The organism is Microcoleus sp. PH2017_35_SFW_U_B (genome assembly GCF_020737865.1).
Classification (GTDB): Bacteria; Cyanobacteriota; Cyanobacteriia; order Cyanobacteriales; family Microcoleaceae; genus Microcoleus.
On record NZ_JAEQDE010000113.1, the window covers coordinates 1 to 24304 of the forward strand.

Genomic DNA, 24304 nt, shown 5'->3' on the forward strand with positions numbered 1-24304 from the left:
TACTGTTGCATTCTTTTGAAAAATTGGTATTAAAATCAAATTAACGTATTAGGTACGTAGTTGCGCTTTAGCGCTCTTTATAATATTAGGAAAGAGCGCATTGCTGAATTTAAGTATGAATTGAAATGTAGAGACGTAGCATTGTTACGTCTTTACAGAGGTTTCAGTATCATAGGAAATAATTTTCCTACATCAAATCAGCAACGCCGGAAAGAGCGCTGAAGCGCAACTACGTACCTTAGCCGGGTGCATCTCATTTTTGAAAATATACTCGTAGGGGCGAAGCATTTCGGCAGTAAATCTCTGATTCTCACTGATAAATTATGTGCCGAAATGCTTCGCCCTTGCCAAAACCAGATGCACCCTATAGCAATCCTAAATCCATCAAGCGAACACACACTCTTTTCTTATCTTCCTACCCTTCGGGAACGGCTTCGCCGAACGCGAACTTCGCGCCTTCGCGGTTCGTTGAACAAATCTGGTTCACAAATGATTTAGACTTGCTATAAAACAAGCTTCCCAATTACCAATTACCAATTACCAATTCTCAATTCCCCAAAGTTTCAATTGTTAGTTGTTGGGCCGCCGGGAGAAGGCATGGATTGAATCGGTGTCGGAGGCCAATTAGAGCGACTTCTGCTGAGAGTAGCCGACACCAAAGCATAGCCCAAAACAGCAGGAAGGACGATCGCACTCAAAAACACGATCGCCACTGCCCATGTCATCGCATTGGACATCGGGCCGTAATGACTGCGGTAAGGGTCAAACGTTGGTAAATTAGACCTCGGGGCATCCCTCAGCGCGATCGGACGTTTGAACCGCACCCGCCTGTCATCGAGCTTTTCGAGCAAAACCCAGCCAACTTCCGCCTCTTCCCGACACAGCTTGTGAAAAATCGCCGGATTGCGAAATAAATCGCTGCTAGCCCGGACAATCTTGTACTCCCAAACTGTCAAATCATCAGGATTGCGATCGGATTTTGGATTGCCATTTGCGATCGCATTTTCAGGCGCAGTCAAATTATCTTCTTGAGATTCGTACCGAGTCAAAACTTCCTCCTCCTCATCACATTTTTGCCCCGCAGCCAATTGCTCGCGGCTCACCAAGACACCCAGAATCCCAGCCTCCAAGCCGAGACTACCAACCATCAAACTCCAAACCAGAATTTCAGTCATAAAAGGAGTTATAAAGTTAAAAATTAAAACTAAAAAGACTCGCTTTTAACTTTCAATCTTTAATTTTAAAATAGCCTTCCACCACACAATCTGCACCCACCGCGTGCCAAGAAACCCGCTCTAAAGTCAAAGCATCAGTCATTGCTGAAAAGCCCAAATCTCCCACAGGAGTTGGAGCACCTTGGCCGCCGACAATTTTAGGAGCAATAAAAGCCATAATTTTCTGCACTGCACCTTCAGCAATTGCCGAAGCCGCCAAAGTGCCACCGCACTCCCACAGTACAGACATAAAAGATCGATCGTACAAATAAGTCATCACATTAGTCGGTGTCAGCGGTGACAACTCCACAACTTCCACCCCTTTGGCAATCAAAAATTCCTGAAATTCCGGCTTAACCCCAGGCTCAGTCAGTACCAAAGTAGCCGCCGAGGAGGTTTCCCACAACCAAGCCGACTTCGGCAAATCCAGAGAGCGGCTCATCACCACCCGCAAGGGATTGTTTCTGTCAGGCTGGTGGCTTGTTAGTTTCGGATTATCTAGACGCACCGTATTTCCCCCAACAATCACCGCATCGCAGCCGGCACGCACCCGATGTACCTCGCTCCGAGCTTCCTCGCCTGTCACCCAAGCGCTGTGACCGGTAGTAGTAGCAATTTTACCGTCTAAAGTCATCGCATATTTCAAAATTCCGAAAGGCTGGCGGTACAAAATCCGGTGTACGAAAGCCTCGTTGAGTTTCTGACAAGCTTCCCCTTCCACTCCCGCCACCACTTCAATGCCAGCATCCCGCAATCGAGCCAGCCCAGTGCCAGCTACCAATGGATTTGGATCGACCATTCCAGCCACTACTTTTGCCACCTTAGCCTTAACTAAAGCTTCGGAACAGGGAGGAGTCCGACCGTAGTGGTTGCAGGGTTCCAGGTTCACGTAAACAGTCGCTCCGGCGGCAAGTTCCCCCGCTTCCCGGAGTGCAAACACTTCGGCGTGAGGTTGGCCGGCACCGGGATGGAACCCTTCGCCGACAATCTTACCGTCTCGGACAACTACGGAACCGACGAGGGGGTTGGGTGCGGTTTTGCCGAGGGCGCGGCGGGCCAATTCTATGCAGCGGCGCATCATGGCTCGATCGAACTCTTGAATTGTGCTATTGTCCAGTTGTTTTGTACCTTGCTGCTGTCGATTAGCTAAGTTGGCGATCGGTTTAGCGTCCGCCTCAAAAGTTTCCATGAGATTTTGCTCTGATATCTAACCTAAGTTTAGTAAGTTTGATGCTAATTTTTGCGAACGGGCGACGATCGATTGTTGAGCCAAACTTTACGGTATCAGGATTGAAAGGCGATTAAAATGGCGATCGACCCCACACGCCCAAACAAATAGCTGTGAACTACCCAACGCTGACCTTCGGTACAGCGTGGGCTTCTGACTTCATTGGGGATTGCGTCAGCTTAGACTTACGTCCCAGCTTCGGACTCACATCCCCTCCATCAGCAGCAGTCCTGGTTCCCAAGACCGATAGCATTCTGATTCCTTCTGCTCTGATATTTATTGAGGCGTTTCCGTCCCTATCGTGATGAGTACCGCAACTAGGACAAGTCCATGTCCTAACGTCTAATGGCATTTCATTCACCTGATAGTGGCAATTTGAACAGAGTTTCGAGCTAGGAAACCATCGGTCAATCTCTACCAACACTTTACCTTCACGGTCTAGTTTGTACTGCAAGAAATTGACAAACATCCCCCAACCTACATCAGAAATTGCTTTAGCTAGTTTGTGGTTGCGAACCATGCCCTTAACGTGAAGGTTTTCGACTACGATGACTTGGTTGTCGTCAACAAGCTTTCTGGATAGCTTATGCAAGTAGTCTTGACGGACATTGCTGATTCGTTCGTGAACCCTAGCAACCAGTTTCCTGGCTCGATCTCTCGACCTGCTTCCTTTCTCCTTTCTGGCTAGTTTTTGCTGTTTTCTTTTCAGGTTGCGTTCATGTTTTGCTAAATGCTTAGGATTCGGGTATTTGGATGTCTTGATACCATCATTGACAACAGCAAAATCTTTCAATCCCAAGTCAATTCCTGCAACTTTTCCATCGGTGTGAGCAACTAATTTGTCTCCTTCGAGTTCTGTCAGCACAGAGGCATAGTATTTTCCTGAAGGGGTCATGCTGACTGTTACAGTTTTGATAATTCCTTCAATCGGTCGATGTAACTTGACTTTAACAATGCCGACACGACCAGGAAACTTGAGGAAACCATCAACAATTTTGACTGACTGCGGATACTGGATTGATTGCCTATTTTTCTTGGCTTTGAATCTAGGGTATTTAGCTCTCGACTCAAAAAAGTTCTTGTAAGCAGTTACCAATTTGAGCGTAGTCGCTTGCAAAACTTGAGAGTAACACTCCGACAACCATTGTGTTTCTTCTTGTTTTTTGAGATTTGGTAGGAGTTTGTTCAACGCAATTTGAGTCAAGCCTTTACCCGTGGCTTTGTAGGTTTCAATGCACAAGTTGAGTGCATGATTCCACCACCAGCGAGAGCATCCAAAGTGCTGAGATAGTATCTCTTGTTGTTCAGTTGTCGGATACAGTCTGACTTTGACGGCTTGATGCTGCATTGTTTTTACCTCTCTTTAGCATTATATACATTCTTGATAAAATTAGTCCATCTAGCTGGCAAATTTTACCGGGATTGACCGGATAAAATTTGCTTGGGGGAGTCCATGTATCCCAACGCTGACCCAACGGGTACAGCGTGGGACTTATCGCTCCCCCAAACCCCCTCAAAAGTTAAAAAACCATAGCAGGCGCTTAACAAAAAACCATGAGTCAGGACATGAAGCGGGAATTTGCCAGCCGCGACGAATTAATAGCCTACGTGAGCGAACAATTCCCCCAAGCCGCCGCCCGGGATAGCAACGTACCCTCAACCACAGGCGGGCGCCAAGCAGCCGAGAAAGTGCTCCAACAAGTCAATCCCGGCAAATACGCATCAACCCGTAACTTTCTCAACGGTGCAGTAACGCGATTGTCGCCCTATTTGCGCTACGGCGTTTTGAGTCTTGCCGAAGTCCGAGATGCCGTACTAGCCAAGGTGCAGCATTCAGAAGATGCCGTGAAACTTGTCAACGAGTTGGGTTGGCGGGATTATTGGCAGCGGCTGTACGCCGAATTGGGCAAAAAGATTTGGGAAGACCGGGAACCATACAAAACTGGTTACACTACCAAAGATTACAGCGACACTCTGCCGCAGGATGTCGTCGAGGGCACGACTGGTTTAGTGTGCATCGACAGCTTCAGCCGCGAGTTGCGGGAAACTGGTTATTTGCACAACCACCAGCGGATGTGGATGGCTAGTTATTTGGTACACTGGCGCCGCGTGCGCTGGCAAGCTGGAGCTCGCTGGTTTTTGCAACATTTGCTAGATGGAGATCCGGCAAGCAACAATCTTTCTTGGCAGTGGGTAGCGAGCACTTTTAGTCACAAGGCTTATTTTTTTAATCGGGAAAATCTGGAACGTTACACTAAGTCAGTTTATTGTCGCGATTGTCCCCTGTACGGACAATGCGATTTTGAGGGAACTTACGAATATTTGGAGAGCAAGTTGTTTCCCAATGGCGAAAAGGTCGATCGCACGGGCGGTTCTCAAAGTTGGCAACGCCCTCAGAAAAAAAGGAAAAATTAAGTCAGTTGACAGTTGACAGTTGACAGTTGACAGTTGACATTAGGAAGAGGGAAGAAGTAATAAAAATAATTCAACTTTTTTACATTCCCAATTCCCAATTCCCAATTCCCAATTCCCAATTCCCAATTCCCAATTCCCAATTCCCAATTCCCAATTCCCAATTCCCAATTCCCAATTCCCAACTGCACGGCGACTGCTTGAGTCCACAATGCCCAGCTTTCCAAGCTCACCCAGAAGCACAAGCAATCTGGGTTTGGGACGATGCACTGATCGATGAATGGCAGTTAAGTCTCAAGCGAATGGTGTTTATTTATGAATGTTTACTAGAGTTGCCGGTAGTTATTCGGCGCGGCGATGTCGCTGCCGAAGTTATCGCTTTTGCTAAAGAATCCGGTGCGAATCAAATCGTTACAGCGGAAAGTCCCAGCCCTCGGTTTGAGGATATTTGCCGGGAAATTAGGAGGGAGTTTCCAGTAGAAGTTTTGCCACCCGAACCTTTTGTCCGCTACGATGGCTACATTGATTTGAAGCGTTTTTCCCGCTATTGGCGCGTTGCCGAAAAATATGTTTTTTAATTGGGGAATTGGGCATCGGGCATCGGGCATCGGGCATCGGGCATCGATCCGAAGAGAATTTGTAGCAACTAACTAATGACTAATGACTGCTGACTGTCAACTGTCAACTGTCAACTGTTAACTGTCAACTGTCAACTGTCAACTGTCAACTGACTTCAAGTCTCCTTCAAACGCTGCAACAGCCATTCAAATCTAGATTGAGCCAAATCAGGATTTTCGACATTTTGCCCGATCGCGCGATCGTCGTGGGGGTCTTGATATATTAAATAATCAGTATCTTCGCCGAAGCGTTTGACTGTACCCCGCAGTCTCGACGACAGAAATTTAGTAATCGCCCGATAAAATCGCAGGGAAAACAGCACGTCTTGCTCTAGTTTTTCAGTTAGCAGCCGCCTCGGAATTGACAGGATGAGGCATTCATCAATTGCCGTGACGCTAGCAGAAGGAAGCCTCCCGTCTACAAAAGACATTTCGCCCAACACTTCGCCGCAGATGATTTTTCCAATTTCTTTGTCGCCCAAAGATGATACAGCAACGCTCAAAGTTCCATCCAGAACTATGTACAGTGCGTCTAAGGGTTGACCTTCGACGATGAGAGTGGTGCCGGGGGGGACTGTGGTGCGGCTGCCGTTGGCGAGCATCCAATCGATGTCGCGATCGCTCAATTCGCCTAATATAACTAGAACTTTGCTCATAAAGTCAGGTTGAGAACAGATACTTTTTATTTTTTACTTGTTTAGTTGCGTGCTGTTAGGTCGTCAGATACTGAGCGATCGCGAAGGCTAAACTTTACTAAGACATTGAATTTTCCACAATAATGAATAATATCTAATAATTTTGACACGATCGAGCTACGACTGTTTGTAGGATCAATGATATTCTACATGACTTGTCCGGGACTGTGCAGGAGCCGATCGCCCTCGCCCAACTGCCCCAATTTAGACCCCCGAATTCCCTAAACAGTAAACAGTTGTCAAACCTTGCTGGATATTCGTTTCGAGCCGGTGCGCCCTCACGCAGCCGGATTTTTCCACTGTGGTGGCGGGCGGGTGCAGCGCCCTCATGTACAGCATTGTAGAATGCTCTGCGCGCGCGATCGACTTCCAGCTCCGGTGATTCAAGAAGCTGCAAGTAAATCTAAAATCTAAAATCTAAAATCTAAAATCGACTGACTGACTGATGAAGCTCGTGGTTTCGAGGTTGTTTGCAGTTGCTTTTTTTGAGCAAAAGTGGTATAAGCACCATCAAGAGTGAACTCTCCCCTAGGATTGATTTTTAGATCGTCGAACTGTAAATTAAAATTAGTCGATCGACTAGCCTTCGGTTCTTGAATCTAATCAGCAGAGAGAGTTGACTCTAAGAGGGTTAAGTGCCAATCTAGGAACAACACAACTCATATTTGTGTCATTTTTCAGCAAAGGTCTCGACTAGAGCCCTCAAACACTTACCAGAAAGTTGGGTCTAAAGCCCCGTCCTTTTAGCACGGATTTAATTATCTAAATTTCTTGTTCAAGATGGTATAGTAGAGTAATACTACAGGTAGAATAACCGCCGATACACATGAGACACCAAGCTCAAACGACTGGTCGGGAAATAATAATAGTTAGTGGGTGGCGAACACCACGAAAAACATAGCTAGGGTAACTAACGTAACCCAGACCAGAAAACTAAAATCTTGAAGATTAAACGTACCGTGGGGCACACGGAAGAGAGGAGACTCTCGCTTCGCTTGGGGAGATAAGCCCTCTGGGATTGCTCTTTCTTAGGCTCAAAACACAGGTTCTATCGAACGGGTTTTTGGTTTAAGTATTGCCGAAAGGATGGACAATTTTAAGGTATGTCTGTGAACCAAGAACTGTGAACCAAGAATCCCCGCGCGTTCACGCCAGGGAGTGTCAAACTTTTAACACACCATTCAATGAGGAGTGTCTTGTCACTAACCCCAGCTATCAAGGCATGGGGCTTGAAAGAGGAAGGTTTACCACCTTCTTGATTCAGGACTAAAACAGTGTCTAGCTTACGGGCTAAAAACCCAAACTGAACTATCTGGTGGTGGTACACCATTCATACGTTACTGGACGCCTCCCTAATCTGTAACCTCTGTGATAGTCAGTAGCGAAGGGAAATATACACATGGGCTTATCGCCACTTGTTATGCGATCGCGAACAAACAATGTCAGTCGGTAATTGTCAGGCGCGAAAGTGTTCGAGGCAAAAGCACCCGGCATTTAGTAGTTCGCCCGGCGGTAGATAGATTAGGGGTCGGTAATTCCACCCCTAACACCAACCTAAAACTAAAATGTAAAGCCGTCCTAAAAGGACGGGGTTTCAAACCCATTTTTCTGATGAATAGTCTATTTTCCAAGTCTACTTTTGCGTTAATAAATCTTGCAGCTTTAGCAGTTTGTTGCACTACCATGTCAGCGAAAGCTGAAACCGGCAACTTGCCCGATATCGCTACAACCGCAAATGCGGCAACTCAAAATATTGACCAAATTTCCTCGCGGGCGGCAACTTCAGCAGTGAAAGCTGATGCCGAAATAACAGCTAGCAATACAAAAATTGATTCTATCAGTTCGATCGAACTAACACCAGCAGCAGAGCCAGCAGCCTCCGCACCGGCAGTCAACTCGGAAGCATCTGCGGCAGCACCAGCAGAATCCACAGCAGCAACATCGGAAATTGCTGTCCCAGCAACTGAGCAAAATACACCTACATCCATTGCTGCTGAAACCGAAAAATCGGCAGAAACAGCGAAAATTGCTGAGAATAGCGTTGAAATTCAGCAAAAATCCCAGATTGTGGCCGATCGACCTAATTCAGAACTGACAGCATCCAAGGAAGAAAAAGAAGTCAAAACAACACAAGAAGTGTTGAGCAACCCTGTCAGCACTTCCGCCTCAGCCCTGACGAACCAACCGAAAGTTGCCCAGAATCCCGCAACAGCCTCAGACAAACCTCAGATATTGGCTCAACCGGGCGGTACAACCGTCAAACCGGGCAGAGCTACCCGTTCAGGGCCCAGCTACATTGGTATTGGCGGTAACATCGGTTTTGGCGGAGATTCAGCCCTAGGCGACACTTCTTTTGCGATTCTTAGCAAAATTGGTTTGACGAACAATTTCTCGGTGAGACCGAGTGTTTTGTTCCGCGACAATCTAACTGTTCTAGTTCCAGTCACCTACGATTTTGTATCCCGAGAGGCCGTCGAAGTCAGCGATGATTTTGTGATTACCGCTGCTCCTTATTTAGGTGCTGGCGTAGCATTTTCTACCGGCGATGACGGTAATTTTGGCTTCCTGATTTCGGGAGGTATAGATGTGCCACTGTCGAGCAATTTTACAGCCACAGCAGGACTGAATATTGGTTTTCTCGACGGAACTGACGTGGGATTGTTACTAGGTGTTGGCTATACGTTCCCGAATATTGCCAGATAGTTTTGCTGTTTAAGCAAACGCATAACAATTAAATGAGCGCGGGGTTGGCTGTAGGAATACAGTCAACCTTTTTTGATGGTAGAAAATCTCAAGCAATCGAGGATATCGCAATTTGGAGGACACAGCAATAGCCTTTCTCTACCATCGGAGGACATGGCAATTTGGAGGACACTTAGTTGTATATAGCGGATCTAGCGAAAGATTCGCGGACGTTGTTGGGCTTGGGCCCTCTTAGTTTCAGTGGTTATATAGAACCAATTTGAGATCTTTAGGTGACAGGTGTCGCAGCTAATCTTTTAATCATCAGCCTAATAAAACACAGTTTAAGCTTGGCATTAGAACGTTTAAGTGTACGGTCAAAATTTTTGACTAAGCTTTTACACCTTTCCACCCAACCATTTGATCTTTCGATGACCCATCTAGCCACAACAGGCACAAATCCAGATTGCCATGAAAGCTTCTTTTTCGGCTTTTGATGGTTTGGCAGACAGTTCAAATTGAATCTTAGTCATAATTTCAGGGTAAATCGCTGACAGTGCTTGAGTCAGCTTGTCAGGGTGATAGCCGTTGTCTAACAAGATGGTCCTATATCGGCAAATCGGAAGGTTTAGATTTGAAGTAATCAATGTTATCAGGAAATTGGGTTTAAAACCCCGTCCTTTTAGGACGGCTTTAGTTGTAAACCTTTGTTACAATACCAGCCCATTTTGTGCTGAAAGATCTAGCATAAGGTAGGAGGCAAAGCCATGCTAGTTTTTGAGTTCAAAGCTTACGGAAAATCCAGTCAGATTGCAGCAGTAGATGAAGCGATTCGTACAGCACAATTTGTCCGCAATAGCTGTTTGCGCTATTGGATGGACAATAGAAAAATAGATAAGTACGACTTAAACAAATATTGTGCCGTGCTGGCTAAAAATTTCCCGTTTGCCGACGAACTTAACTCTCAAGCTAGACAAGCTAGTGCCGAAAGAGCCTGGTCTGCTATCTCCCGATTCTATGACAACTGTAAAAAAGGTCTGGTCGGGAAAAAAGGGTATCCCCAATTTCAGAAAAACTGTCGCTCAGTTGACTATAAATCAACTGGATGGAAACTTGCGGATGACAGGAAGTCAATCAAATTTACCGACAAAAAAGGGATTGGTAAACTCAAATTAAAGGGAACACGGGATTTGCATTTCTATCAAATCACCCAAATCAAACGGGTAAGATTGGTAAAACGTGCAGACGGCGTGTATGTCCAATTCTGTGTCGATGTCGATCGAAAGGAAAACACAGAGCCTTCTGGAAATACCATCGGATTAGACGTTGGTTTGAAGGAATATTACACCGATTCAAACGGTGTAATGGTTGAAAATCCTAAATTCCTCCGAAAAAGTGAGAAAGTTCTCAAACGTTCTGGTCGTCGTGTTTCTAGAAAAGTTAAGGGTTCAAAAAATAGAGGCAAAGCTAGACAGATTTTAGGGAAACGCCACCTCAAAATAAGTAGGCAACGCAGAGACCATGCAATCAAACTTGCAAGGTGCGTAGTTCAGTCTAACGACTTGATAGCTTACGAAGACTTGAGGATTAAAAATATGGTAAAAAATCATTGTCTGGCTAAGTCTATTAATGACGCATCTTGGTATCAGTTTCGGGTCTGCATTGAATACTTTGCTAAAGTATTTGAGAAAGTAACGGTGGCGGTAAATCCGCAGTATACTAGCCAAGAATGCTCTAGTTGCGGTGCAATTGTCAAGAAGACACTATCCACTAGAACTCATCTTTGTAAGTGCGGTTGTGTAATGGATAGAGATTTTAACGCAGCTAGAAATATCCTGAGTCGAGGATTGGGTACGGTAGGGCATACCGGAACCTTTGCGCTTGACGCAAGCAACGCTTTGGGAGAATCGACCTCTACTTTGGCTGGAGAAATCCTGTCTAAGCAAGTTGGCTCGTAGATTAAAGAATCCCCACGCCTTTAGGCTGGGGAGTGTCAAGTGTGAGCATTTCAATCAAACCTTGGTCGTCAGATACGCTAGCCGTATTTGCAGTGAGTAAAGAAGGGGAAGCCTAATATGTCCACTGCTAGATGTCTTTTGATGCCATTTGTGCATTTGTAAAAACAAAACCCTTTCGACTCAATACTGGCATAAAAGCGTGTTTTTCACCGCTTGAGAGTCAATCATGATCAGGGTTGTCCACTCTGGTTTTTTTTGACTTGTTCGCGTGCTTTCTGATGTAATTTGGTCATAATTTGATCGATAGCACCCTCTTCGCACAAATTCTGATAGTGCCAGAAAACAGTTGAATATGGTGGTAGATCTCTGGGCAAGTCAGCCCAATTACAACCGTTTTTGAGCTGATAAAATATGGCATTCAAGATTTGTCGCTTTGTCCACACCAGAGGTCTAGTTTTCTTTTTTTGGGGTAATAATGGCTCGATAATTTCCCACTATGAGTCTGTCAAATCGCTTGAATACCCCATTTTGCGCCCCAATTTACTTGAATTTACCTACTCTGCCTTGATTCTACGCGATCGCTAAAAAGATATCAAATGGATTCTATAACAATGTCTAAAATCTCTTTAAAGGACGATTTCGGCTGAAATACAGTACCCTTATCCACTTGACCAAAAACTAAACCGCTGATTTTTTCAAATACACCAGCTTGCTTGAGATGGGTTAAATACATTTGCCAATAGTAGCCGTTGGTTTCAATGTCGTCTTCTAAAAACAAAATTGCTCCGTTGGGAATTTCAGGAGCAAAAGCCGTACCTAATAGCCAGCACATCACAGCTAAATTACCTCCTACTAAAAGTCCAGACATACGTCCTGAACGGTAAACTTGGAATTCTTGGATTGGCTTTCGCGTGAACCCGGAAAACTCCTGGGAACTTGCTAGTGTTTTTTGAAATTGCCCAAACTCGGATAGTTGTGTATCTTCAGCAAAATGGCGCAAATTTAGACCATAAATGGTCGGGATGTTAGCCTTTTGCCAAAGATTCCAGCATAGAGTGGTAATGTCACTCATGCCAATAAAAGGTTTCGGATACCTAGGGCGTCGGTTCAGTATTAGGAGTTGACAAAAAAAACTGGAAATGATATGTGAATTGAAAAGCCTGTTAAATTCTCACAATCAGAAAGAAGTAAGAAACCTTATGCGCCCTCACTTATGGCATCCTCCAATTGAACTCTCAGCAACAGAAGCGTTGATTATCAAACGGATTAAACGAGCCAAGTTATTCACGTTTCTTCGACTGAACCGTTCATTCATATTTAATGATGAGTTTCAACAAGAACTTGCTACAATCTTTAAAGACAGCACAGTAGGTCAGGGTCCAGTTCCTCCTGCACAAATTGCTCTGGCAATTATTTTGCAAGCCTACTTAGGCATTTCTGATGATGAAGTAATTGAAGAAATGCTCATGGATCAACGTTGGCAGTTAGTTCTCGATTGTCTCAATTGTGAAACTCCCCCTTTTAGCAAAGCCACTTTGGTGAGATTCAGAAATCGCTTAATTAAAAAAGAACTAGACCAACGTTTAATTGACCGCACCGTAGAAATTGCCAAACAAAAAGGTGGATTTGGCTCATGTCAACTCAAAGCGGCTTTAGATTCTTCCCCGTTATGGGGAGCCGGTAAAGTCGAAGATACATATAATCTCTTGGGTCATGCTTTACGTAAGGCGGTGAGTATGATAGCTGCTGTGCAGGGGCGGGAGCCAGCAGAAATTGCCCTGGAAGCAGGTGCACCCATCCTTAATAGTTCCAGCTTAAAAACAGCCACATAACTTAAACTGGGATGACCCAGGAGAACGTCAAAATGCACTCTTAATTATCCTAAGTAGCTTAGATTCAGTGGAAGAATGGATGCAAAGCCAGTCTGATAGTGATGAATTTGAAGTAGTCCAAGAGACTCTGGATGTTGCCCGAGTGATTAAATCCCAAAATGTAACTTTCGACTCACAAGGCGTTCCGAGTTTAAGCAAAGGAGTAGCCTCATACCGTCGCATTTCTATTGAAGACCCAGATATGCGACATGGACGGAAAAGCAAGTCTAAGAAAATAGATGGATATAAACGCCACATCCTCAAAGATTTAGAGAGTGGTGTAGTTTGTGCGGTGGCGTTGACACGCGCCAATACTCCAGAATCTGCTGCTACAATTGACCTAGAACGTGACTTAAAATTTCAAAATATTCACCTAGCTGAGTTACATATTGATCGGGCTTATTTATCCAGTCATTGGGTGACACAACGGGATGATAAATTACAGATATTTTGCAAGGCGTGGCCGGTCAAAAATTCTGGACGGTTTGATAAAAATTCTTTTTTTCTTGACTGGGATACGCATTTAATTAGCTGTCCCAATCAGGTAAGTATCCCATTTGAACCCGGAAAGATTGTTCATTTTCCTCAGAATGAATGTGCAATTTGTCCTCACAGAGCTGGTTGCACGAATAGTAAAAGAGGACGGACTGTATCAATTCATCCTGATGAAGCCTTAATGCAAGAGTTGCGAGCGCGTCAATCCACTGCTATTGGTCGAATAGACTTAAGAAAACGTACTACAGTTGAACACTCTCTGGCTCATATTGGGCATTGGCAGGGGAACCGTGCTCGCTATATTGGACTGCGGAAAAATCTCTTCGATCTACGGCGAGTCGCTGTTGTCCATAATCTTCATGTCATTGCTCGAATGGATAAGGTTCGGCCAATTACACCAGGCATAGAGTCGAACTCATGCACTGGCTAATTTCATAAAGTCCTTTTTTTGTCAACTCCTAATACTGAACCGACGCCCTAGCTGGCGTGTTCGAGTGCAATACTAGCCACTCGATTCGACCGCAGTTCCGTTCCAGCGCTATCTTGGCGCAATGAGCAAACAGCGCTTTTCCTACTCCAAGTAAGCGATACTCCGGCAACACAAAAATATCTTCTAAATGTAAGGATGGTAAGGCTAAAACAGTGGAATAGGTGTAGAATGTTACAGCATAACCAACTGGTTTACCATCAACTTCCGCTAACCACGTATTAAAAGATGCGGAGGGGTCAAAAGCCTGAAATTTCAGGCGAAGACGTGCTTCAGGATCAGGCCTTGGCAATGCTTGATTATCTGCTAAAGCGTTAATCAAGTAGCACAGGATTTCTCCATCTGATACCTCACCTCTGCGGACTTTTATGTCCAAAGTGTCTTTCATCCCTTATCTCCATACAGTTTGAGATTTCACGTCCTGACATTTGTGTTTCCAGAATAGGGCAATGCCAGATAGTAATCTACAGAAAAGAAATGCCATTGTTCAAAAATATACAAATAAATTTGTGCGATCGGCAATTTTCGTAGTTATCAACATCTTAGACAATCGGCGGAAATTTATCTCTTAAGTTGAGGCTATTTTTTAGCTAAAATGTTCAAAATTATGTCTGCAAATTTCTGCAAATTGCTCGATAGTCGTTCAATTGAAAAAGCAAGAGCGATCGAGCTAGCTGGCGGCTAGAGGGACTCGAATTTGAGGGCTGAAGGGCGATCGCAGTCGCTTGTCGGACAATGCAATAACAAAAGCGATCGAGGCTATTCTGGAACTGCCTGTGAGGTCTAGTGTCTCATTTTTGGAGGAATGCGGCCAGAAGCTTGCCTGCTGCTGCTTCAATTCAAGCAGTTATGTCTCAAAAGCTCTTAGATACAAACCACACTTTCACGCTCAGCACGAGGGCAAGCAATCGATACCAAATCCGGGCGATTCATGAAGGGTAGGGTAGGACGAGGAAGAATCAGGAAGAAGTACATAATCTTCTACCAGGAAGGGAGTAAGCTCGCGACGCACCCTACTTTTCGGCGATCGTTCTGGGGGTACGCTCCTCGGATTTGGTATGATACGCTGCTCAAACGCCAGTCCAGTAAAATAATTCTCAAAGAAAAAAGTTGTTTCAACGTTCGGCGATCGACGAAAAACGAGTTTAAACCCAATACTGCAAGTTCTGCTGGACTGATGCTCTAGCCGCTTGTTCGGAAACAATACTGCCTCCCCAACTCACAGCCACCTGCATAATTCTCGGCTGGCGGTGCCAATAAGTTAGTAGTACACTTTCAAAGTTCTTTCACAGCCTGTATGCTGAAATCGATCGCGCCGTTACTCAAGAGCCACCCAGCAACATCCCCGACATCGCACCGGCGAACGACCTGCGATGGCGTAGCTGCCTAGGCTGAGGCATCGCCCCGAACAAGGCCAGTCAAGTTTCAACTCAAAAATCCCGCATCAATTTTTCCTTATATTATTATTGGAGAATCGGCTAAGATGCCCAACCCTTTCAACCAGGAAAGTATTCCCAGACTTCCTGAACGTCGAGATAACGCCGAGAATTTTTTTACCTATCTCATGCTGACAAGCGGCAGCGGTCGTCCTGCTCTTTCTTGGCAAATTTATGCTGAACTAAAGCGCAACTTTGAGTTGTACAAAGAACGAAATCAGGTGCTTTCAGAGTTGTGCGCTCGGCCCGATGGAAGTCAACGTATAGCCGAATTTTGGAAGCAGATAGCGATTGGTGTGCCTTCGCATATCGCCCGAGAATGGGAACCAGAAAATAGGAAAATGCTAGCTTTAAAACATTTGGCTAGTTATTTTGAAAAACACTGCTACTACGCAGCTAACAGAGTACGAGCGCAGTCCAGTAATTGCTCTTGGGAAGATTATCTTTGCTACGCTCGCGTTTCTATTTACAATTATGACAATCTTTTGAAGTTGTTAAGGTCTTACAATACTGACCGTCAGGCTTCTTTAGATACATATATCCAGCAAACTTTGATAAGAGTTATCAACTCGGAATCAGATATCGGTAAGTTCTCGCCCTGGCGACTGCTAGATAAAAAAAGCGATCTAGAGCTTCGTGAAGCCCTCCAAAATGCCTATCGAGAACCTTACCTTTCTCAATTTATATTTGCGCGCAAATACTTTAAAAAAGTTTATCGCTTTAATAAGGTTAATAATCCCGCAATTCGTCAAAGAGGGCAAAAATGGCTGGAGGCTGACAGCGAAGACTTTCAGGAAGCAGCAGAGTGTTACAATGCAGAAAAGTCCCTGTCCTCAGCGCCGTATGAAGTCTCGGCGGGTGCAAACATTAGCGGAAAGCAAATGCAAGCTTGGATGAAAATCTGCATTAATGCGTTACAAAATTATCCCAATTTCATCAATTTTCCACTATCCTTAGGAGTGCTTCAGGAACAAGATACTGAGGAATTGTTTTATAAGTTAGAGATGGGAAACTCAAATACAGACGAAGTAAAAAATTCCCCTGCAAAAGTAAGCGAATTGAGTAACATGATTGACTCTGCTTTTGACGAACACATAGCAAATTTAAAACCCGATCAGCACAAAATTCTTTTATTTTATTACGGTTTTGGATTCAAGCAAAAGCAACTAGAACTTAAATTAAAACTGAATCAGTCCTCTATTTCCAGACGCCTCACTACTATTGAGCTAAAACTGTTAGAAGCTCTAGTAAAAGTATCCGCCCCCGAACGATGGGTTCCCCAGCAGGTAGTTACGTGGCTAGAGAGAAATTGCAGCGCTACCCTGCACTCAGAATTAATTCAAAAAGCCTTGGATCGAGCAATTAGAGAACTTGACTCTAAAGAGCAAGAAATTTTGCGCCTCCGATACGGTCAACAAGTAGCAGAAGAGAACATTGCCGATCGGCTTGGCATTAATTTGTTAGAGGTAGATGCCGCCATCTCTCAAGCTCAGCATAAATTACAAGCAAAATTGATAAAGGTGCTGAATGCTTGGCAGAAGAAGTGTGTCGGGCAGTGGCTAGCGAAGTTTTATCACGATCAAATTTTAGCTGCTAGTCGGACTCTGAATCTACCTCTAGAGGGCGAAGATACTTCTAAAAACATCGATCCGATCGTTCAACAATGCTTGCAAACTTTAACTGCATCTAAAAAAGGAGAATAAAACAATGTTTCAACCCAACCAATTACAGCCTTTCAACTTTCATAATTCTTACCGCTTGCAGTTGACAATTGACGAAGCTGACCTAGAAATTCCATGGCGCAAAGCTCAGCATCATTCTAATCCGATTTCTCGCTACAATGCTTATCTCAATGGTGTTTGTTTAAAAACATTCTTGAACTGGTTATCGGAATGGTTGGCAGAAGAATTGGGAAGTGGTGAATGGTACTGCATTTCAAATTGGCGAGACTAGGTTGGTGTTAATTCCCAGTGATGAGGGAGAGTTAGAAGAGTTTTGCGTACCGCAGGAATGGGTGGATATTCCTAACTGGAGTGCTGACTATTATCTCCCCGTACAAGTGAATTTAGATGGGGATGATGGTGAGTGTTGGATAGAGTTATGCGGCTTTGCGACGCACCGCCAGCTAAAGAATGACGGCAGATACAATGCGGGCGATCGGACTTATTGTTTAGCGATCGAGGAGTTAACAGAATCCCTTACGGTGATGCAACTTACTTTTGGGTTAAACTTGCAACAAGAAGTTTCACCATTGCCAAGTTTATCTGAAGGAGAGGCTGCAAAATTATTACAGCTTTTGAGCGATTCATCAATATATTCTCCCCGACTGAGAGTTACATTTGAGCAGTGGGCTGCATTTTTGGCAAATGATGAATTGAGACAATTGTTGTATGGAAAGCGTTTAGGGATTTTGGAGAAAAAGGAGGTAGCAAGCGGATTAATTTTCTCCACTCAAGATCGAGAAAATTTAGTTCACCGGGTCAAGAGTTATTTGCACGAAGGATGGCAGACAGTGGAGGGAATAGTAGAAAAATTAGGAACTTTAGAGCCTAATTTGGTTTATGCTCTAGAAGGAAATCAGAGGTATCGGGACGGTTATTCTAGCAGCCATAATAAAATTCCCACGCTGATTGAACTGTTGAAGGATAAGCGCAATAAAGGGAATCAATGGCGGGTCGCCGAATTATTAGGTCGCGTCGAACCGGGAAATGCGGAGGCGATCGCAGCATTGACTGATTTGTTACAAACAACTCAAGATGATATCTTGCGCCGTCAAGCGGCTGTGAGTTTGGGAAAAATTGACCCTAAAAATGCCAGTGCGGGTTTGAGAGTTGGTAAGATTATTAATTTGGAAATGCGACTTGATACCGAGCGCGTCGTGCTGGTAGTGACGCTGTTTCCGGAAGGAAGCGATAAAACGAACGTTCACTTGCGAGTAAGCCCCGTGCGATCGCAAACTCTGCCACCAAATCTCGAACTTCTTGTCTTAGATGAAGGAGGCGAAATTTTCGGGGAAGAACGCACGGATATGGTTAATGATAGCCTTGAATATGAATTTACGGCGGATCTCGGCGATTATTTTCAGGTGAAGGTTGCTTTGCAGCAAGTTAGCGTCACAGAAGATTTTACTATTTAACTCGATCGGTATTTGGAAGGTCAAAAGCTATGAGCAAACTCGTAATCTTGGAAATAGGGGATGTTGACAGCGAGCAGCGCTATCCTGTCGCCCTAAGAATTGGCGATAGCATTCACTCGGCTATGGCTGAAAGTAGGGGGCGGTTGCCACCGGCTAAAGATTTTCTGAAAGCCTATGAGGATTTGCGATTAGAGCGGACTGTACGCGGTTTTGGTTGTTATCGCAAATTAGAACATAAAAAAGGGCAAATTACCAAAAGTTCGGTTCAAGAATTAGCGGTTCAAGTGAAGGCGCGTATTAATACTTGGTTGAATTCTGGGGACAGTCTTTTTCAGTCTGTCAGGGATAAGTTATTACAAGTATTGAGTGCTGAGAAAGGCAATGTCAGATTGATGATTCAAACAGATGATATTTATTTCTGGGGTTTGCCTTGGCACCTCTGGGATAAACTTGACGAATTGAAAATTGAGCCTAGTTTCAGCAGGTTAACTAATACACTTGGTAATTACCAACCAACTAACTCTAAAAATAAGGTCAGAATTCTGGTAGTTTTGGGAGGACATACAGACATAAACCTTCAGGCAGATTTAGAGTATTGGAAATCGTTAATTGAAAGGGATGCCGAGATAGAGGCTGTAATAGCTATTCGCAGCACCCAGCTCAACGAACAGTTATGGAAGCGCAATTGGGACATTTTATTTTTCGCAGGTCATAGCTCTAGCAATTCAGATTACAGCCAGGGCAAGCTTGCTCTCAGTGAAACTGAAAGCATAGCAATTGAAGATTTAAAGTATGGTTTACAAAATGCGATTAAGCACGGGTTGAAATTAGCAATTTTTAATTCTTGTGACGGCATGGGATTAGTCAACGAACTAGCTTCGCTGCAAATTCCTGCTGTAATTGCCATGCGAGAGCGAGTGCCGGATGAAGTCGCTCAGAAGTTTTTGGAATATTTTCTAGAGGCATTTGCTAGAGAAAAGAAGCCTTTGCGGGACTCTGTTAGGAAGGCGCGAGAAAGCCTACACGGGATGATGGATGGTGATTATCCCTGTGCTAGTTGGCTGCCGATGGTTTACGAACACCCTGCTGTTGAGCCTCCAAGTTGGGATGAGTTGCTGAAGGGAAATGAGGAAGAGCGTCAGCGTGTTTCGATTTGGCGCAACCTTCGGACTGTATTGGTAGCTAGCGTGTTAGTCACAGGCACAGTCGTGGGAGTGCGATCGCTAGGATTGTTAGAACCTTTAGAAAAAACAGCTTTCGATCGACTCGCACAGATAATGCCGGATAAAGGGCTGGATTCCCGATTATTAATTGTTGAAGCTACTGCCGATGATTTCAAGCAATTAAATAATGAATATCCCTTACAGGATAAAACAATAGTTCGAGTTTTAGAAAAATTAAATAAGCACCAACCGCGAACTATTGGCTTGGATATTTATAGAGATGTTCCACAAGCACAAGGGCGTGATGATTTAATTAAATACTTACAGCAGCACGAGCGGGTAATTCCTATATGTATGTTTCCTTGGGATAAATTTCTAGAAGGGGTTGCACCGCCTCCCGGTCTGCCCGACGCTCGACCTGGATTTGGGGATATTGTAGAAGATTCCGATCGCGCGATCCGGAGACATTTATTGGCTATGAAGCCCTACCCGTCTTCTCAGTGCAAAACCTCATCTTCGCTAAGTTTTCAACTAGCTTTACACTATTTGCAAAACCAACCGAATAATACTGCCGATCGGAGTTCCAAGCTGCCAGTCGAGTTTCGAGAAAATTATTGGAAAATCGGCAAAACTGATTTCAAAAATTTAGAAACAGATCGAGGTTTTTATCAAAAAGAAAACTTAGGTGGATTTCAAATAATCTTGAATTATCGATCGCGCCGATCGCTCATTGACATTGCTGAGCGAGTAACTCTGATGCAAATTCTCAACGAGCAGGTCAATCCATCTGATATCAAGGATAAAATTGTTTTAATTGGTGTTACAGATCCAACTAGAAACAACGCAAACCATAACACACCTTACAACCAAGAGATTCCTAGCTTAATGTTTTTAGCTCAGAGGGTCAGTCAAATTATTACTGCCGTTGAGGATCGCATACCCCTGATGTGGTTTTTACCTCAGTGGGGTGATACTGTTTTGATTTTGCTTTGGTCTGTGGTGGGGGGTTTTTGTGCTATCCACCTTCAATCACGACTGCATTTAGGATTAGCTCAAGGAGCGCTACTCATTATTTTATCTGGGAGCTGCGGGTTTAGCTTGCTGAAATCAGGATGCGTGCTACCCCTCGTACCATCAGGATTTGCTTTGTTAGGTGCTAGCGGATGTTTAATAGTCTACAATGCTAGGAAAGACTCATAGCAGCTCCTACAGGATACCTATATGAAAACTCTGTTCACCTGCGCTTGGACGCTGGCGGTTATTAACGTGACAAACTGCTTAGTTTTGGGACAGGTGCAACTTAATTTAAACGGTATCGTAGTTTCTGAAACCCAACAACCACCCGTAAGTGATAGAGCTACCGATCGAAAGCCCACAGGAACTCGCGGGCCTTGTGAAGAGACAGCAGGTTTACCTTTTACCCCTTTTTTACCTCCTAACAGTCCAGATTTTTTAGTCTCGACAATTACCGATCGCCCTACCTTGTGGTTTTATGTTCCCTACAGAAGTCAAAGCGTCAGCTATGGAACTTTTTCTTTAGAAGATGCAGGAGGAAATCGCGTCTACAAAATCGATTTCAAACTACCTGAAACTCCGGGAATTGTTAGTGTTAACCTTCCCAAAGATCGACAACCTTTAGAGGTAAATAAAACCTATCGTTGGTATTTCCGACTTTACTGTTCATCTCAAACATTACCGGGGTCTAATGCAGTTTTTCATACAGGTTTAGTAAAACGGGTCGATCGAGGAAATCTTGACGCTCAGTTGCAGGCTGCAACAAGAGAAAATCGTGCTGCAATCTATATTGCTAACCAGCTTTGGTATGATATGCCTGACTTGGCACAAATTCGCAGTCGCCCTGATGACTGGGCGAACATCTTGAAAGCGATAGATTTGGAAAAGTTGAAGGAAGAAAAGATACTAGGCCCGGTACTGCCTCGCTAAAAGATTTATATCAAATCCGGGTTTTTTACCCTCGTTATATAGTGTCTGGTAGCCTCGGTATAAAAAGACTATTCTTACAACCAATTTCCAATCATAACAAAAGGAGCCCAATAATAGGGATCGGATTTTTTTGCTAGAAGTGATAATTGGGCTTGGCGGAGCGCTTCAGCTTTATTCACATTAGGTTTTTTTAGTTCATTATAGAACTTAACCATTAGTTCCGCCGTAGACTCATCGTCAACATACCATAATGTTGCTAATGTACTGCGCGCTCCCGATCGCACGGCGACTCCAGCTAGCCCTAATGAAGCTCTAGGATCGCCCTTGGCTGTTCTACAAGCACTCAAAACCAATAATTCAATATTATTATCTTTGCGATCGCGCTTGCTGCTGAGTATATCACTTAACTCTTTACTCTGAATCACGCCATCATAAGCTACAATAAAAGTTTGTTCTGGATCGGAACTGAATTCACCATGAGTTGCTATATGAATCACTGAGGAAGGAAAAGAGTTAATTTGCTCTCTTAAGCTATTTTTGATAAAATCTTGGTTAATCAGCGGTTTTTCGCTGTTAGAAACCTCTTGTTTGATATTTCCTAACTCCCGATCTACATATTTAAGAGCGGGGAAAGCTTTTCTCCCAGGAAAAATCCGTTCTTCACTCAAGCCTGCAATTAAAATTTTCAACCTTTCTGGTTGCCAAGAATGAGGACTGATGAGTTGCAACCCTGGTGCTAGGGCAATAGCATATTTTTCGATTAGATAAATTTCTTTTTTAGTAACTTCATCATAATGAGATAAGACGCTCATTGGAATATTGCGGAAGCTGCTATCTAGGACGAATACTAATGTTCTTAACTCAGGGTATTGTTCGAGATATTTATTAAAAGGTTTAATTAACCACCCATAAATTATTTTAGAAATTTTTGTAACTTCAGCAGGTGCATCTGCTTCGCTCAATTCGCCTTGCAAGTTTTTCAGAAGAGTCTCAACTTTTCTGCGAGGTGTATCGGATGGGCGATGGTGCAATAGTCGATCGGGTAGGGAGACAATAATTTCTAACCTATCTTCTAAAATAATTGGATAAATCACTGCCGCTGTTCGATCGAGCCCATCAATTTGTTTAGTTTTAACCTGAAGACAAGCATCTCTAAAAAAGTTATCCAATTCAGCTACCTGAAGGGCTTCAATGACATTTCGGGCTTGCTTCAAATTCTCCTGACTCGGTTCCTCGCGCCGCAACAACAAATCTACCAATTCGCGATACACTGGTTCTACCCGATCGCGAAAATCAAACTGTCCGTCCCGACCGATCGGCAGCAAATCGTTGCGTACCGACTGTAAAGTATTAAATGCAGCCGTATAAGCCGCGATCGCCCCCTCAACATCCCTCGCCTTCCCATCCCGACGAATCCGCCCCAATTGCCACTGCCACTGATAGGCAAGATCCGGCGAATTTAGCTGCACGTTTTGCGACAAAAGTAAAGCTTGTTCCGTACATTGTTGAGCCTCTAACCATTGCTGTTTCTGTTCGTAAATTCCGCCCAAATTACCCAAAGCATAGGCTGTTGCCCTTAAATCGCCTAAATCCTTACCTAATTTGACAGCTTTTGCTCCCAGATTTACAATTTCTCCCCAAGATAAAACTTGACTATTTTGAGACAAGCTTTCAGAAACAGTTAAGGAATCGGGCAAACAGTAGTTAGAGAGTGATTCTGACTTTTCAGCCCTGAAATTAGGTGGGTTATTTGCAGCTTTTAATTCTTCATTTTTCAGGTTAGCTAAGCTATTCATCAAGCTAACTTCACCATATATTTTATGGCGGCTCGGCGGTAGCTGACTCAACTGAGATAAAATTGCCAACCGCAACTCTTCTGCTTCTCGGAGATTTATCTTATTCCCAATTTTTGGATCTACTAAAAGGCTGAATAAATCTAACCTTGCCTGGATTTTAATAAAGGAAGTTCCAGCAACCTCGATCGCTCTTCGATAGTAATCTAAAGCAGTTGAGTAATAATTTATTTGAGTGTTATCTCCAGACTCAGCTAGAAATCGATTTCTATTCCCCGAAGCTTCGTAAGTATTGCCTAAACTCAGCCAAACTAAAGCTTTTTCTTGATTGTTTTTCTCTTGAGTAATGGCTCGATCGACTGCTGCCAAAAACTTCTGTGAATTGTCTAAAAATCCAAGCTGCCTCAAAACATCGCCGAGTAGGCGACTTCCTGTTAATTGGATGCTTTTAAAATTTGGATTTAATTGTTTTTGTAAAAGCCCTTGTAATCGATCTAAACTTTTGCTGTCGGTTAACTGCGAGCAAGTTCGATCGGGCAGGGCAAATTTTCCTTTATTATCCACCTCGATCGCGGGTATTAATGTTTGACAAGCCTGTTCGTAAAGCCCTAACTCTTGCATGGCTTTGACTTGAGAAATTAAACTGCGCTTCCACCCGAACTCATCCTTTAATTTAACATAAATACTAGCAGTTTGCTGCCAACTTTTTAAAGCAATATTGACTTGCCCCCGATCCGATAGCCCGTTGCCTTTGATATCAAGAGTCTGAGCGATCGCCCTTAATTCTGCTGGCAAATTTGCTCTTGATTCCTGCGGCAACAAACTCAAACTTTTTTCTATTGCTTTTTCTGCCTCTTGCCAGCGTCCAAACTGTTGGTAAGTTAACGAAAGGTTGCTGAGGGCGATCGCTTGATTTAACCAATCTCCCTTCACTTCAAAAGCCGCCACTGCTTGCTGCCAATATTTCGCGGCTTCTTCAAATTCTCCCGCCGCATAGCGTTCCCTCGCTAACTTTTCCGATTCACTTCCCTCTCGCTGCTGGAGGGCAGTAGCACTCAACCCTACAGGAACTTGTATCATTCCTACACGATCTTGTTGAGTAATTTCTGTTTTTCCTACTTCCCCATTAAATATTTGGTTAGCTCGGACATTTGTTGCTAAAAAAGAGAACAA

At 44.0% G+C, this 24304-nt stretch carries 19 protein-coding genes and 1 pseudogene; 11 read left to right on the forward strand and 9 right to left on the reverse strand.

Translation table 11 applies throughout. The features are described 5' to 3' along the window. Positions 1–563: 563 nt before the first annotated feature. From JGK36_RS27930 to JGK36_RS27940, 3 genes are all read right to left on the reverse strand, one after another. Positions 564–1175 carry a hypothetical protein gene (locus tag JGK36_RS27930; protein ID WP_293193945.1) on the reverse strand — a complete coding sequence of 204 codons (612 nt, stop codon included), beginning with the start codon at positions 1173–1175 and terminating at the stop codon, positions 564–566. A gap of 52 nt (positions 1176–1227) precedes the next feature. Beyond that, positions 1228–2403 (reverse strand): bifunctional diaminohydroxyphosphoribosylaminopyrimidine deaminase/5-amino-6-(5-phosphoribosylamino)uracil reductase RibD, encoded by a 1176-nt coding sequence (gene ribD / locus JGK36_RS27935; RefSeq protein WP_293179515.1) that lies wholly within the window; start codon positions 2401–2403, stop codon positions 1228–1230. 157 nt (positions 2404–2560) lie between these two features. Continuing rightward, entirely contained in the window at positions 2561–3790 is a 1230-nt protein-coding gene (locus tag JGK36_RS27940; RefSeq protein ID WP_293179512.1) for an RNA-guided endonuclease TnpB family protein, read from the reverse strand. A 206-nt stretch (positions 3791–3996) separates the two neighbouring features. On the opposite strand from JGK36_RS27940, the gene JGK36_RS27945 reads away from it, so the two are divergent. Continuing rightward, the gene (locus JGK36_RS27945) at positions 3997–4857 is read left to right on the forward strand and encodes an FAD-binding domain-containing protein (RefSeq protein WP_293197273.1); all 861 of its coding nucleotides are present in this window, start codon (positions 3997–3999) and stop codon (positions 4855–4857) included. Here the strand turns inward: JGK36_RS27945 and JGK36_RS27950 are convergent. Then, positions 4854–5066, reverse strand: a complete 213-nt coding sequence (locus tag JGK36_RS27950) for a hypothetical protein (protein WP_293201221.1) — start codon at positions 5064–5066, stop codon at positions 4854–4856. The genes JGK36_RS27945 and JGK36_RS27950 overlap by 4 nt on opposite strands. Between JGK36_RS27950 and JGK36_RS27955 the strand changes: the two genes are divergently transcribed. Further along, positions 5055–5432 carry a hypothetical protein gene (locus tag JGK36_RS27955; RefSeq protein ID WP_293193899.1) on the forward strand — a complete coding sequence of 126 codons (378 nt, stop codon included), beginning with the start codon at positions 5055–5057 and terminating at the stop codon, positions 5430–5432. The genes JGK36_RS27950 and JGK36_RS27955 overlap by 12 nt on opposite strands. Positions 5433–5587: 155 nt before the next feature. On the opposite strand, the gene JGK36_RS27960 is transcribed toward JGK36_RS27955, so the two are convergent. Continuing rightward, on the reverse strand, positions 5588–6127 hold the full coding sequence (locus JGK36_RS27960) for a cyclic nucleotide-binding domain-containing protein (RefSeq protein ID WP_293182970.1): 540 nt from the start codon (positions 6125–6127) through the stop codon (positions 5588–5590). A 285-nt stretch (positions 6128–6412) separates the two neighbouring features. On the opposite strand from JGK36_RS27960, the gene JGK36_RS27965 reads away from it, so the two are divergent. The 3 genes from JGK36_RS27965 to JGK36_RS27980 all read left to right on the forward strand — a co-directional run bounded on the left by JGK36_RS27965 (position 6413) and on the right by JGK36_RS27980 (position 10806). Then, entirely contained in the window at positions 6413–6580 is a 168-nt protein-coding gene (locus JGK36_RS27965) for a hypothetical protein (protein ID WP_293197277.1), read from the forward strand. A gap of 1269 nt (positions 6581–7849) precedes the next feature. Next, positions 7850–8869, forward strand: coding sequence for a hypothetical protein (locus JGK36_RS27970; protein WP_293193901.1), 1020 nt, complete (start codon positions 7850–7852; stop codon positions 8867–8869). A gap of 746 nt (positions 8870–9615) precedes the next feature. Then, entirely contained in the window at positions 9616–10806 is a 1191-nt protein-coding gene (locus JGK36_RS27980; protein ID WP_293182974.1) for a transposase, read from the forward strand. 230 nt (positions 10807–11036) lie between these two features. Here the strand turns inward: JGK36_RS27980 and JGK36_RS34000 are convergent, their stop codons facing one another. Both JGK36_RS34000 and JGK36_RS27985 read right to left on the reverse strand, forming a co-directional pair. Beyond that, positions 11037–11294, reverse strand: a complete 258-nt coding sequence (locus JGK36_RS34000; protein WP_363319269.1) for a transposase — start codon at positions 11292–11294, stop codon at positions 11037–11039. A 104-nt stretch (positions 11295–11398) separates the two neighbouring features. Further along, positions 11399–11950 carry an LD-carboxypeptidase gene (locus JGK36_RS27985; protein ID WP_363319271.1) on the reverse strand — a complete coding sequence of 184 codons (552 nt, stop codon included), beginning with the start codon at positions 11948–11950 and terminating at the stop codon, positions 11399–11401. A gap of 55 nt (positions 11951–12005) precedes the next feature. On the opposite strand from JGK36_RS27985, the pseudogene JGK36_RS27990 reads away from it, so the two are divergent. Beyond that, positions 12006–13602 (forward strand): annotated as a pseudogene (locus tag JGK36_RS27990) (IS1182 family transposase). Positions 13603–13630: 28 nt separating this feature from the next. Here the strand turns inward: JGK36_RS27990 and JGK36_RS27995 are convergent. Continuing rightward, a complete protein-coding gene (locus JGK36_RS27995) occupies positions 13631–14047 on the reverse strand; it encodes a GNAT family N-acetyltransferase (protein WP_293182976.1) in 417 nt (138 codons plus the stop codon). A gap of 1095 nt (positions 14048–15142) precedes the next feature. Between JGK36_RS27995 and JGK36_RS28000 the strand changes: the two genes are divergently transcribed. The 5 genes from JGK36_RS28000 to JGK36_RS28020 are packed head-to-tail and all read left to right on the forward strand — an operon-like array spanning position 15143 to position 21338. Next, on the forward strand, positions 15143–16798 hold the full coding sequence (locus JGK36_RS28000; RefSeq protein WP_293197279.1) for a hypothetical protein: 1656 nt from the start codon (positions 15143–15145) through the stop codon (positions 16796–16798). A 4-nt stretch (positions 16799–16802) separates the two neighbouring features. Then, positions 16803–17048 (forward strand): DUF1822 family protein, encoded by a 246-nt coding sequence (locus JGK36_RS28005; RefSeq protein ID WP_293201224.1) that lies wholly within the window; start codon positions 16803–16805, stop codon positions 17046–17048. Further along, entirely contained in the window at positions 17011–18231 is a 1221-nt protein-coding gene (locus tag JGK36_RS28010) for a DUF1822 family protein (RefSeq protein ID WP_293201227.1), read from the forward strand. The genes JGK36_RS28005 and JGK36_RS28010 overlap by 38 nt, the downstream gene beginning before the upstream one ends. 29 nt (positions 18232–18260) lie before the next feature. Beyond that, positions 18261–20594 carry a CHASE2 domain-containing protein gene (locus JGK36_RS28015; RefSeq protein WP_293197283.1) on the forward strand — a complete coding sequence of 778 codons (2334 nt, stop codon included), beginning with the start codon at positions 18261–18263 and terminating at the stop codon, positions 20592–20594. Between the two features lie 21 nt (positions 20595–20615). Continuing rightward, entirely contained in the window at positions 20616–21338 is a 723-nt protein-coding gene (locus tag JGK36_RS28020; RefSeq protein WP_293191351.1) for a DUF928 domain-containing protein, read from the forward strand. Between the two features lie 74 nt (positions 21339–21412). On the opposite strand, the gene JGK36_RS28025 is transcribed toward JGK36_RS28020, so the two are convergent. Beyond that, entirely contained in the window at positions 21413–24211 is a 2799-nt protein-coding gene (locus tag JGK36_RS28025; RefSeq protein ID WP_293197285.1) for a CHAT domain-containing protein, read from the reverse strand. Positions 24212–24304 lie beyond the last annotated feature (93 nt).

Bases quoted from the DNA above. Each gene is read 5' to 3' on its own strand.
- JGK36_RS28000 (WP_293197279.1), top strand. From the start codon at position 15,143: ATGCCCAACCCTTTCAACCAGGAAAGTATTCCCAGACTTCCTGAACGT.
- ribD (WP_293179515.1), bottom strand. From the start codon at position 2,403: ATGGAAACTTTTGAGGCGGACGCTAAACCGATCGCCAACTTAGCTAAT.
- JGK36_RS27940 (WP_293179512.1), bottom strand. From the start codon at position 3,790: ATGCAGCATCAAGCCGTCAAAGTCAGACTGTATCCGACAACTGAACAA.
- JGK36_RS28020 (WP_293191351.1), top strand. From the start codon at position 20,616: ATGAAAACTCTGTTCACCTGCGCTTGGACGCTGGCGGTTATTAACGTG.
- JGK36_RS27960 (WP_293182970.1), bottom strand. From the start codon at position 6,127: ATGAGCAAAGTTCTAGTTATATTAGGCGAATTGAGCGATCGCGACATC.
- JGK36_RS27995 (WP_293182976.1), bottom strand. From the start codon at position 14,047: ATGAAAGACACTTTGGACATAAAAGTCCGCAGAGGTGAGGTATCAGAT.
- JGK36_RS27945 (WP_293197273.1), top strand. From the start codon at position 3,997: ATGAGTCAGGACATGAAGCGGGAATTTGCCAGCCGCGACGAATTAATA.
- JGK36_RS27970 (WP_293193901.1), top strand. From the start codon at position 7,850: ATGTCAGCGAAAGCTGAAACCGGCAACTTGCCCGATATCGCTACAACC.
- JGK36_RS28025 (WP_293197285.1), bottom strand. From the start codon at position 24,211: ATGATACAAGTTCCTGTAGGGTTGAGTGCTACTGCCCTCCAGCAGCGA.
- JGK36_RS28015 (WP_293197283.1), top strand. From the start codon at position 18,261: ATGAGCAAACTCGTAATCTTGGAAATAGGGGATGTTGACAGCGAGCAG.
- JGK36_RS27930 (WP_293193945.1), bottom strand. From the start codon at position 1,175: ATGACTGAAATTCTGGTTTGGAGTTTGATGGTTGGTAGTCTCGGCTTG.
- JGK36_RS28005 (WP_293201224.1), top strand. From the start codon at position 16,803: ATGTTTCAACCCAACCAATTACAGCCTTTCAACTTTCATAATTCTTAC.
- JGK36_RS27980 (WP_293182974.1), top strand. From the start codon at position 9,616: ATGCTAGTTTTTGAGTTCAAAGCTTACGGAAAATCCAGTCAGATTGCA.